The organism is Dyella ginsengisoli LA-4 (assembly GCF_000334915.1).
Taxonomy (GTDB): Bacteria; Pseudomonadota; Gammaproteobacteria; order Xanthomonadales; family Rhodanobacteraceae; genus Dyella_A; species Dyella_A ginsengisoli_A.
Map to the genome: position 1 here is coordinate 1 of NZ_AMSF01000042.1, position 11,737 is coordinate 11,737.

General features: G+C 66.5%; 9 protein-coding genes. 2 read left to right on the top strand and 7 right to left on the bottom strand.

What is annotated here, in order from left to right:
• A partial coding sequence (locus C693_RS0111685) for a patatin-like phospholipase family protein (RefSeq protein ID WP_017462462.1) occupies positions 1-1,850 on the top strand: 1,850 nt, incomplete at its 5' end.
• An 851-nt stretch (positions 1,851-2,701) separates the two neighbouring features.
• Here the strand turns inward: C693_RS0111685 and C693_RS0111695 are convergent.
• The 5 genes from C693_RS0111695 to C693_RS0111725 form a co-directional block, all read right to left on the bottom strand.
• Complete coding sequence (locus tag C693_RS0111695; protein ID WP_017462464.1) at positions 2,702-2,908, bottom strand: hypothetical protein; 207 nt, start codon at positions 2,906-2,908, stop codon at positions 2,702-2,704.
• A gap of 930 nt (positions 2,909-3,838) precedes the next feature.
• Entirely contained in the window at positions 3,839-4,225 is a 387-nt protein-coding gene (locus C693_RS0111700) for a carboxypeptidase-like regulatory domain-containing protein (protein ID WP_026107368.1), read from the bottom strand.
• A gap of 770 nt (positions 4,226-4,995) precedes the next feature.
• A complete protein-coding gene (locus C693_RS0111710) occupies positions 4,996-6,657 on the bottom strand; it encodes a PAS domain-containing protein (protein WP_017462467.1) in 1,662 nt (553 codons plus the stop codon).
• Between the two features lie 320 nt (positions 6,658-6,977).
• On the bottom strand, positions 6,978-7,343 hold the full coding sequence (locus C693_RS0111720) for a hypothetical protein (protein ID WP_017462468.1): 366 nt from the start codon (positions 7,341-7,343) through the stop codon (positions 6,978-6,980).
• Positions 7,344-7,468: 125 nt separating this feature from the next.
• Positions 7,469-8,278, bottom strand: a complete 810-nt coding sequence (locus tag C693_RS0111725) for an alpha/beta fold hydrolase (protein WP_017462469.1) — start codon at positions 8,276-8,278, stop codon at positions 7,469-7,471.
• 265 nt (positions 8,279-8,543) lie between these two features.
• Between C693_RS0111725 and C693_RS0111730 the strand changes: the two genes are divergently transcribed.
• Positions 8,544-10,307 (top strand): amidohydrolase, encoded by a 1,764-nt coding sequence (locus C693_RS0111730; RefSeq protein WP_017462470.1) that lies wholly within the window; start codon positions 8,544-8,546, stop codon positions 10,305-10,307.
• A 102-nt stretch (positions 10,308-10,409) separates the two neighbouring features.
• Here the strand turns inward: C693_RS0111730 and C693_RS0111735 are convergent, their stop codons facing one another.
• On the bottom strand, positions 10,410-10,913 hold the full coding sequence (locus tag C693_RS0111735) for an SRPBCC family protein (protein ID WP_017462471.1): 504 nt from the start codon (positions 10,911-10,913) through the stop codon (positions 10,410-10,412).
• 86 nt (positions 10,914-10,999) lie between these two features.
• Positions 11,000-11,413: a VOC family protein gene (locus tag C693_RS0111740; RefSeq protein WP_017462472.1), complete on the bottom strand. Its 414-nt coding sequence runs from the start codon at positions 11,411-11,413 to the stop codon at positions 11,000-11,002.
• Between the last annotated feature and the right edge of the window lie 324 nt (positions 11,414-11,737).

Below are 11,737 nucleotides of genomic sequence, written 5' to 3' on the forward strand. Positions count from 1 at the left end.
CGGGCGTCCCCCTGCCGCAGGGACTGAGGCAGGGCCAGAACCTCGACCTGCTGCTGCGCCGGCTGCTGCTGAAGGATTGGCGGGTGCACGACTTCGATCATCTGCCGATCCCCTTTCGTGCGGTGGCCGCGGATATCGGCTCGGGCGAGAAGGTGGTGTTTTCGCAGGGCGACATCGTCACCGCCATCCGCGCCAGCATGTCCATCCCCGGGGCGTTCGCACCGGTGAAGCAGGACGGTCGACTGCTGGTGGATGGCGGCATGGTGGACAACGTGCCGATCGACGTGGCGCGGCAGATGGGCGCGCAACGGATGATCGTGGTGGACGTGGGTTCGGGTCTCGAACCGGTGAGCAAGCTCGACTCGCCTTTTGCGGTCGCGCGGCAGATGCTGGTCGCGGTGCTCAAGCGCGAGAGCGATGCGGAGCTCAAGACCCTGGGCCCGCAGGATCTGCTCATCGCGCCGGATCTGGGCACCCTCGCGAGCCAGGATTTCGACCGGGTGGCCGATGCCCTGCAGGCGGGAGAGCGCAGCGCCGATGCAGTGCAGACATCGCTGCGGCGTTTCAGGGTGCCGGCAGCGGAGTACGCCGCGATCCGACAGGGCCAGCAGTCGCCCGATACCGGGCAGGCGCCGGTGGTCGCCTTCGTCGAGGTGCCGCACGGCTCCAGCAAGACGGCCGAATACGTGCGCCATCGCATGAGCTCGGCCATCGGCAAGCCGCTGGATGTCGACGAGGTGGAAGAGAGCGTGACCGCGGCCTACGGGCAGGGGCACTACCAGACCATCCAGTGGGCGCCGATCGAAAAAGACGGCCAGACCGGTCTTCTCGTGGAGCCGCAGGACAAGAGCTGGGGGCCGGATTTCCTGCGTACCTCGCTGCGCCTGTCCGACGATTTCACCGGCAACAGCAGTTACCAGTTGCTGTCCGAGTTCAATGCCACCGGCCTGAACAGCCTCGGCGGCGAAGCGCGCGCGCGCCTCGGGCTGGGACGGCTGACGAACATCCATCTGGAGTTCCACCAGCCCTGGGGCGACCAGGGCCAGTTCTCGGCCGCGCCCTACGTCGACTATCGGGCCTACAACCTGCCGCTGGCGATCAACAGCAAGCTCTCCTACGCCGTCCTGCGCCGCAGCGACCGGGTCGGAGGCTTCCGCCTGGGCTGGGCACCCGACAACGACTGGAACCTCTCCGCGGCGGTCGAGCGAGGCGAGGAGAAGCTCTCGCTGCGCGTGGGCGATCCGAATGTGTTCAAGAACAGCTTCAGCAACCGCATCGCCAGCGTCAGCCTCGACGTGCTGCACGACACCCTGGACAGCTCCGGCTTTCCCAAGCGCGGCAATCGTCTCTATCTCTCCGAGCGGAAATATCTGACGGCGCTGGGTTCGGTGCAGAGCGCCAGCGTGAGGCAGGCCCGATGGGACGGGGCTTTGACGTTCGGTCGCAGCACGTTCCTGCTGGGCGCCAGTTATTCCGCCTCGGGCGGAGGCGAGGACATCGTGGCCACCTACAGCCCGCTGGGCGGATTGACCCACCTCTCCGGCTATCCCGAGAACGCGATCCTGGCCGATACGACCTTCCTCGGCCGCGTCGTCTACTACCGTCGCATGACACCGCAGAGCGCGCTGGCATCCTTCCCGGTCTACCTGGGAGGCAGCGCCGAAGTGGGCGCCTGGGGGCCTCGCGGAACCCCTATCTTCCGGCGGTCGATGACCCCGGCGGGGAGCATCTTCGTGGGCGTGGATACGCTGTTCGGGCCCGTGCTCCTCGGTTACGGGCGGGCCAAGGGGAATGCGAGCGCGTTCTACCTGACGTTCGGTCCGCTGTTGCGCACGGAAACCGGGGAATGAACTTCGCAAAGAGCAAAACGGGGGGGGCAGCGTGCGCGTTCTCGTCGTGGCCGTTACGAAAAGTCGACTCTGACCCCTGCTTTCCCCTGGGGGCCTCGCGGAACCCCTATCTTCCGGCGGTCGATGACCCCGGCGGGGAGCATCTTCGTGGGCGTGGATACGCTGTTCGGGCCCGTGCTCCTCGGTTACGGGCGGGCCAAGGGGAATGCGAGCGCGTTCTACCTGACGTTCGGTCCGCTGTTGCGCACGGAAACCGGGGAATGAACTTCGCAAAGAGCAAAACGGGGGGGCAGCGTGCGCGTTCTCGTCGTGGCCGTTACGAAAAGTCGACTCTGACCCCTGCTTTCGTATCGCTGACACCGCCAAGATCCTTTACGGCATGCGGGTGCCCACGCCAGATCTGAGGGCTTCCCTCGATTGCGGCGATGTCTTCTTGGGCGGGTGCGCCCGATCACTAGATAGCCCTCAATGGCACTGCAACCGCTGCCACCATGCATGGTCTTAATTCAATAAAACCGCAATAGCGATACAGGGGGCGTGCCCAATTAAATTCGGTCGCGGAGGCGTCTGGCAGAGCGGGCCGCCTGCCTGGCTTGATTTACCACGTCCCCTTGTCTGGTTCGAGGCGCGGCTGTCGTGGCATGGCAATCGCCGGTGGGAGATCCAGCTTTCACCAGGCTGCGACGGAGGCGATCGATCTGCCGGCGGGCGCGCCCGCTGCCGCTGGGCATGCTCTCAATTGGCCACGCCCCTTTTGTCCCGACTTTGGCTTTCCTCGGCATAACAAAAAAGGGGCCGTTCGGCCCCTTTTTTGCGACGGCGCTATACACAAGCGCTTGTCTGTTCGGCGCTCAAGCCTCCATGCAAGCGCCCTGTGCGAAGTAGGAGGCAATAGCGCGGCCACTGCTGTCGTACTGGACCCAGTAGCGCGCTCCAACGTGATGCCAGCCATTCACGCCCTCGACGGGGCATTGCGAGGCTGCAACGGAGGCGGTCGGCGCACCGATACCCGCGAGCGAGAGCAGTGCCAGCGCGGCGATAGCGATTTTTACGTTCATGAAAAGACTCCTTTCAGTTTGTCGAGTGTCAAATTCCATGCGTCGTCGAAACGCGGACGACGATTGGAGTCTAGGTCATCTGCCGTTTAGCGGCCTGTGTCAGCGTTCACCAAAGCCAAAGCGAGTTGCACCATTTCGCCGCCGGGGTCAACAAGCGCGGAGATGCTCTTCTCCGTTCGTGACGAGGAGCATCGCCCCGTCTTGTCGCTGACCACCCGCCGCTGTGTTTCCTGCGGGGCTGGGATCGCGCCAGTCCAGGCAACTGCTCCTGCGTTGCCCTACCTCGACCATTCTGGCCAGGGGCGCTGCGCTCCAGACACTCACCGGTCATCGCGGATGCCGTCCAGGCGCGCGTCGTGCGTCGCACAGAGTCACGGGCTCTAAGCCAAAGCAGGGGGCAGAGTGCGCTTTCTTGCGTTGTCCGCTGTAGAAATTCGACCCTGAACCCGGTCTTTGGTGATCCAGCCGTCGAAGTCGAGCACGCGTCACTGAGGCCCTGGTGCAGGTGGAATCCTCCCCTGCAGGCAGCGAGGGATGAAGCCGAAATGGCGGACTGGTTCGACCCTCCGACGAGCCGGGAACGGGTGGCGGGTTCATCTGTCTCCCGGGTCCTGCGGCTTTGTTCCCGGCCAGCGCAACTCACGGCTGCGCACTGGCCGATGCGTGTGGGCAGTGCGGGCGAAGCGAGGCAGGAAGCACGTGCTCGTCGCGGTGACCGCTGGGTCGCCTTTGCGCCAGCAAGACGGGCTCACGCTGACCAACTCCGGAATGCTGGAATGCGGTTTTGAGCCCGGTTCCTGCCGCCCCATCGAGTGCCGGCGCGGGGATCGCCATGCCGGAGGGGGGAAGCAATTCGCTGACTGGCGGGGGAAAGGCCGGCCTGTTTTCTTGCCGGGCCTTTCCCGTGCGCTTGATGCGTCGAATCGAGGACTACCTCGTGTTGGCGACCCGGTCGCACCTGATCTGTTTGCAGGTGAAATCCACCTCGGAACTGCTGCCTACCAGCACAGGCACATGGATGTGCCTGGCGATCGCCTGCCCGTCCCCCGCCAATGTGACGCTGTACGTGCCAGGTGGAAGGTCCGAAGCGGCGTAGCGCCCGTTGGCGTCGACCGTCACCGTTCGACGGACACTGGTGTTCTCGTTATGTACGGTAATTCTGTCGCCCGCAGGCGCCTTGCCTGCGACGGCGCCCGTGGTGGATTGCGCATGGGCCGTGCAGATGCTTGCTGCGGCCAGGGCCGCCACGACACAGGCCGAGGCCAGGCCACGAGCGAGGCGATGGGAGAGGGGGCGAGTCGAGAGAGCATTGTTCATGAGCGGCTACCTTTTATCGATGGGGGAAAGTGCAGGTTGCCCGGGGGAGGGGTGTGTCCGTACACGACATGCGCGGACCATGCGTTCGATCGCGGCACGCCGCCGAACGTCTTGATGCGCATCGTCCGCTGCCATCCGGCGGGTGATTGCACCGGATGGCGAAACGCAGGCGGGGTGCCTGCGGTACTTGCCCGGATGGGCAAGAAATCGTCCAGTCAGGCCAGCAGCATGTGTCCGACGCTCATCGCGCAGATCAGCACGCAGCTTCCGAAAAGACTCTGCAGCAGCAGGGTTTCGACTTTGGATGACATGAAGGCTTTGAATGACATGACGGTTCTCCGTTGAGTGGGGTTGAAGCTCTCAACGGTGAATGTGGCAAGGGCCGTGCCAGCGCTCTTGTATTGCCGGAGGGCGCATAGCTACGCCGTTTTCCCCATCCTGTTGAAAAAGCGCTGTCCGTCCGCGGACACTCGTTGCGGACAACGGACGCGATGCGGACAGCCATGTCCGCGCGCCTCGCGAGCATCCATTCGGGTGCATTCGGGGATGCCTGTTGAGCCAGTCCCGCCTTGCCGGACGGTCCGATCAGGTGCCCGAGGCTGGTTCCTCAGGCGCGCACCGGTGAGTGCCTGCCCACGGGCTCCCCTTGGTTTCTCCATGGAGCACCTCGCACGCGGGAGTTGTCTTCGCTTCACAGTGGCCGAAGGAGGGAGCCGGGCCCGGGCGCACTCGGGCCACGGCGGAACGTGGATCCGGCGCCTCCCGATGGTTCATTGAATGAACCTCACCCCGCCTCTCGTGCCCTCTTTCTCCGAAAAAACGCACACGCCCAATGCATGGTTTTTGGCCCGGTACATGGCGGCGTCGGCGGCGCGCAGGTAGTCGTCGGTGGTGGCAAAGCCCGCCTGGCTGCTGACCACGCCGATGCTGGCGCCGCAGGTGACGGTGTGCGGACCGATGAGGTACGGGGCCGAGAGGGCGACCGAGATCTCCCAGGCCCGTTCGGCGGCGCCCGCGTGGTCGACAGACTCCAGCAGCACGTTGAACTCGTCGCCACTCATCCGGGCCACCAGGTCCACCGGCCGGACGCAGGATTCGAGCCGACGGGCGACCTGCTGCAGCAGCTGATCGCCCACGTGGTGCCCGAGGGTGTCGTTGACTGCCTTGAATCGATCGAGGTCCAGCAGCAGCACGGCGAAACGCGTGGTGTCGCCGGGCGGGGGTGCGTCGCCACTGGCGGCGGGGGCGTCGCGATGCAGTGCGATGGCGTGCTCCAGCCGATCGCGGAACAACGGTCGGCCGGGGAGGTGGGTGAGGGCGTCGTAGGAGCTGCCGCGTTCGGCCAGGTCGCTCAGTGACCCGGCCATCCGCACGGCGATGCCGTCTTCGAACTGGGCGACTCCGCGCCAGTTGAGCCACACCAGCCGTCCCGATCCCTGGCGGGCGCGAAAATCCACGGAGAAGTTCGGGCGGTGGCCAGCCAGGTGCCGGCGGTACGCGGCCTGCACCCGCTCATGGTCATCGGGGTCGATGAGCTGTTGCAGGAAGTGCCATGCGTCGTCGTGCAGGGGGCCGGCATCTTCCAGTCCGACGATCTCGTTGAAGCGCGCGGACACGTGCAGCACGCCGGTCTGCAGGTTCCAGTCCCAGATGCCGTCATTGGACCCGCGGGTGGCCAGTGCGTAGCGGTTGTCCGACTCCAGCAGCTCCAGCTCGGTGTTCTTCTGCTGGGTGACGTCGATCATCAGTCCGATCATGCGGTTCGGGCGGCCTTCCTCGACATCCACCCGGCACAGGTCGCGTACCCAGACGACCCGACCGGATTTGGCGATCAGGCGATAACTCATCTCGTACGCATAGCTGTGCGTGGCGTGGTAGGCCGCGTCGTCGATGACCAGCGCGGCCGGCAGATCGTCGGGATGCACATGCTGCCGCCAGAACCCCGGATCGGCCCGCCACTCTTCCACCGAATAGCCGAAAAGGCGCTCGACCTGCGGACTCAGAAACGTGTTGCCGACGCCGAGCTCGGCTTCCCAGACCACGCCGTCGATGGTTTCCAGCAGCCGCAGGAAGCGCTGGCGAACCTCGATCAACACCTGTTCGGTGATCTCGGTGATCTCGATCAGCACGCCCTGCCGGCTGATCACGCGGTCGGCATCGTCGGTCTTCGGATGCATCTGCAGACGCATCCAGCGATAGTTCCCGTCCGCCACGCGCAGCCGGAACACCGGCATGCCCGATCGCAGGGTGCCGGTGTCGTCCGGATGCACGAAGTCGAGCAAAGAGCGGCCGAGTGCGCCATCCACTGCATGGCCCGTGAGCTTTTGCCAGGCGGGATTCAGGTAGGTGATGGTCCACAGCGCGTCCGTTTGCACCACCGCCTCGGGAAGCAGTTGCAGCAGTTCTCCGGGCGGCGTGGGAGGGGCGGACATTTGTCTTTTATCCTCACCGAAGCGCCGGCATCCAGTCCAGCGAAAGCGGGGGCGGGGCACTTCGGGGGCCGGCCGGAGTCTCGCGAGGCTGCCGGATCCTGAACGGCTTGCCCGGTGGGGCGCGTCGGCGATGCAGGCCCCGCGGTTGGCGGCGCCGGTGAAGAAACGGGGCGGGCGATCGTTGTCTCACGGGACGGCGCGATGGGGACGCCAGAGAAATCCGCCTCGCCCGCTGTTCTGCATGCCGTCTGTTCCTGCGAGACGATGAAGCAAAGCCGGACACGTGCGGGCGGCACCGCACCAAGTGCCGCGGCGGGTCGCTACGGGCAGTCCACGCCAACGCTGTCCAGCTCGAAGACGTGGTTGTCGAAGTCGGAAAAATACAGTGCCGTGTCCGATCTTGCCCATTGGTACTCGTGCCCGATGGCGATCAGTCGATCAGCGACCCTCTGCAGGGTGGGCGGCGAGACCAGGAACGCAACGTGGTCACCGGTCAACGGACGTTCCACATCGGCCTTGACCAGCACGAACCAGGTCTCGCCGAGTCGAACGAAAGTCTCGTCGTGTCCGTCGTCGTCCTGACGACGAACGGCTCTTGCATCGAATATCCCGGCGAACAGGGCCGCAGTGCGCGCAGGGTCCCGAACGATCAGGGCGATGTGGCTGAGCGGGCCGAGCATGTCCATGCGGGCGATTCTTCCGTTCTGGCTGAGGCGCTGGCGGAAAGCATGCGCGCACGAAAGTGGCATTGCAAAGCAGGTGCCTTGGGCGCCACGCGGGCAAGCGGGCGCCATCTCCAGCCGCGGCTCCGTCAGGCTCCGTCGCCCGGATTCGCCTGCACCCGCTGCCGGATCAGTTCGGCGATCTGCGCCGGATGCGAGGTGGGAAGAAAGTGGCCGCCGTCGCCGATCGTCACCATCGTCGAGTCGGGGATGAGTTCATGCAGCAGCCCGGCGATGCCCAGCATGGCCGGGTGGCTGGTCGCGCCACGCACGACCGTGGTGGGCAGGCGAAGGGACTGCAGCGTCTCGATCGGCGGTTCGAAGGGCGTGCCCGAGGTCCAGTCGCGAACGTTGACCCGGGTGGTGGCGACGACGTATTCGCGTGCCCGGGCCGGCAGGGCGTCGAACGCGCCGTCGCCGCCGTAGAAGTCGATGACGCGACGCGCGGCATCGGGCACGCCCCGGGCCACGTCCGCGAAATAGGCCGCGGTCATGGTGGTGACCATGGTGTAGTGCGCGTGGTGGCCGGCCACCCGAAGCAGGCCGAACGGGTTCGCCTCGATGAGCAGCAGGCTGGCGGGCCGGTGGCGACCCTGCAGGGCATGCGCGAGCGCCGCGAGCCCGCCGAACGAATGCGCGACCACGTGCGGTGGCATCCCGATCCGTTCGATGATCCGGTCGATGAGGTCCACCTGGCGGTCCATCGTGGCGTTGCCGTCCGGGCGCGTGTCCGGCGTGGTTCCGTAGCCGAGCAGACTCGTCGTCACCAGGCGATAGCCAGGCCCCAGTGTGCCCGTCACGGCTTTCCAGCCCGCTCCCGTACCGAAGCTTCCGGGCAGCAGCAAGACGGCGGGGCCTTCTCCCTGTTCGGCGTATTCGACATCCGCGGCCGGTTCCATCGTGGCACCTCCCGGGGCAGTGGGGGCAGGGGCGGGGAGCCTCTCCCGAGGTCGAAGCCGGCGCTCAGGCATCGGTGGCCGGCCCGCAGGTTATTGCGAAATTGACCGTTTTGGCAGGGTCTTGCGTTGAGTCGACCTTCCCCTTGTGGGATAACCGCGGCCGGTCATCACCGCACGTCGTCCGGCTCTGTCCCGCGACACCATGCAGTTGGCTCTTCTGTTTCGGGACCGGACCTGACGCGAAACCCTGTGATGGAGGGGCGTCATGGATATCCGTCTGCCTGTCCGGCCGCAAAGCCTGCGCCAGTGGCTTGTTCCCGCGGCGCTGCTGGCCATCGTGGCCATCTGTCCCGCGCATGCGACGCGCTTCCCCGGGCCGCCCGACCCGGCGGACGGACCTCCCGATCTGATCCTGGTCGACGGCAAGGTCTTCACCGGCGAACCGGATGCGTCGTGGGCCGAAGCCGTGGCTGTCCGCGGCGACCGCATCGAGGCGGTGGGCAGCGACGAGCGGATCGAACACCTGGCCGGGCCGCAGACTCGTCGGGTCGACCTGGAATCGCATGTGCTGCTGGCCGGCCTGACCGACGCCCATGTGCATCCGTGGCCGACGTATCCCCGGGTGTTGCTGCACTACGATCCGCGCGCGGGGGCGCATGATCCGCGTGCCGATCTCGATCCGGCCGTGGGCGAGGTGGAGTCCGCGCTGAAGGCGGCCGTCGCGAAGACGCCCGCGGGCAAGCTGATTGCCGGCGGCATCGGCCCGAGGGTGCTGGATCACGCGGGTGCGGACCGTGCCTGGCTGGATCGCCTGGCCCCGCACAACCCGGTGATGTTGTGGGGATTCACCGGACACGGACTGATCGTGAACACGGCGGCGCTGCGCTTGCTGGAGATCGCACCCGAAGCCCCGAATCCGCCCGGAGGCGCCTACGGGCGGGTCGGCGACACGCAGCGACTCAACGGACGCATTTACGAATACGGCATCTGGAACGCGGACCGCGTGCTGTACGGAAAGCTGCCGATGTCCGCGCTGGTGGATGCCTATCGCAAGTTCGCCAGCCAGAAGGCGGCCTGGGGCATCACGACCGTGCAGAGCATGGGCACGATGGTGCCGATCGATCGCCTGGTTGCCGCGCTCGACCGCTCCGCTCCGCCGATCCGCTTCGAGATCTATCGCCTGTTCATGCCCAGGCACGACGTGGGCGAATCCTGGGCCGAACCGTTTCCGGCACCGCAGTCGCCCCACGTGCGGATTCTCGGGGCGAAATGGATCCTGGATGGCACGCAGGTCGAACGCGGTGCATACCTGCGCGAACCGTACGCCGACCGCCCGGGTTGGCGCGGTCACCTGAACTGGTCGCCCGACGACATCCGGCGCATCCTCGCCCACAGCCTGAAAACCGGCATGCCGGTGGCGTTTCACGTCGCCGGCGACGGCACCGCGGCGGTGGTGTTCCGGCAGATGCTGTCGCTGGCGCCCGCCGCCGTATGGCGCGCCAGGCGCGTGGTGCGGATCGAACACGGCGACGGACTGGCGCCGGACCTGCTCAGGCAGGCCGCGGACCTGGGCACGCCCGTCACCCAGAATCCCGTGCACCTGTCGTTCCCCGACATCATGCGCGAGCGCTACGGCGCGGAACGCGCCAGGACGGTGCAGCCGCTCGAGGCCATGCTGAAGGCGGGCATCCACCTCGCGCTGGGATCGGACGAGAACATGCAGCCGGTGGCCAACCCGTGGCTCAACATCATGCTGGCCGTGACCGACCCGATGCACCCCGATGACGCGCTGACCCGCACGCAGGCGATCATGGCCTACACCGCTGGCGGTGCCTATGCCAGCCACGAGGAAGACATGCGGGGCCGCATTGCCCCGGGCATGCTGGCCGACCTGGCCGTCGTCTCCGCGGACCCGTTCACCGTGCCGATCCGGCAGCTGCCCGGGATCCACAGCGAACTGACGCTGGTTGGCGGAAAGATCGTCTACGACAGCGGCCTGCTCACCGCGAGATCGCCGATAGGGCATTGACGGGCGGCGAACAGGGCGGAGGCGATCCGGGCGGGGGCATCGTCCCCGTCCCGGCGTGGCGGCCTGCCTGCCCGGAAGCCATCCGGCGGTCGCCCGGCACCGCTAGCGCGCGCTGTCCAGCAACTCGTTCAACTGCGCGAACTGCTCCGCAGCGCAATGGGGGCCGCCGGAGGCCATGGTCTCGTCCAGCGCTTCCTTGGACGGGTGGAGGTCGTGCATGACGACACGCGTCTGCCCGTCCTGTTCCTCGAAGGTCACCGTGGTGACCGCGCCGCCGTCGCCGCCTTCCTCATTGGTCCATACCACCTTGGAGCAGGGTGTCACCTCCAGGTAGCGGCCGTAGAACGCCATCGGCTCGTCCGAGGAGGGGTGGCCGAACTCGAGGCGGTACGTGCCGCCAGTGCGGGCGTCCATCTCGCAGGCCAGGAAGCTGACGCCGAACGACGCCGGCGTCCACCATTGGCGGAACAGATCCGGCCGGGTCCACGCCTCGAACACGCGTTGCGCCGGTGCGTCGAACAGCCTCGTCACCACCAATTCGCGGTCCGAGACCCGCTTCACGTCGGTGGCATGGTTGCCACTGGCACTCTCTTTTTCTGCATCCACCAGCCTTCTCCTGCGGTTTGGAAAACGGGGGGCACAACGGGGGCGGGTTCGCTGTTTTGCCACTCGAACCCGCCCGCCTGGCTTGCTCAGGCGGGCGGGGGGATGGCGCTGGGATCCATCCACATCACTTCCCAGATATGACCATCGGGATCCTCGAAGCTGCGTCCATACATGAAGCCGTAGTCCTGCACGGGCGTGGGATCCGCCTTGCCGCCGGCGCCGCTGGCCTTGGCAACCAGGCGGGATACCTCGTCGCGGCTGTCTGCCGACAGGCAAAGCAGCACCTGCGCGTTCGCGTGTGCATCGACGATCGGCTTGCTGGTGAACTGGCGCCACTTCTCGTGGGTGAGAAGCATCGCGTGAATCGTGTCCGAGAACACCATGCACGCGGCGGTATCGTCACTGAAGGCGGGGTTGTTGCCTGCGCCCACCGCTTCGTAGAACGCCTTCGACCGCTCCAGGTCCTTCACCGGCAGGTTGATGAAGATCAGCTTGCTCATGCCATTTTCCTTTGGATGGATGCCGCGGCAGGATCGCCGCGTCATTGAACCAACGAACGGGGCACAGGGAAATCGACAGGCACCGGGGCGGATGGGAGCCAGGTTCGGCGTTTGGCGGACCTTCCGGCCCTTGCCGAACCCGACCGGCCGGGCCGGACGGGTGGATCGGGTCCCCATGTTGGCGTGGAAACCTGGTCCGGGGCACCGGACGGAAGGCCGGGGTTTCTGCACCCTTGCGGCACGCAAGGACACTTCCCGGCCCGGGCCTCGGAGCCACCCGGGGGGGGGGGGCTGCTCGAAGGACGAGGCGGGGGGCCCCGGGCC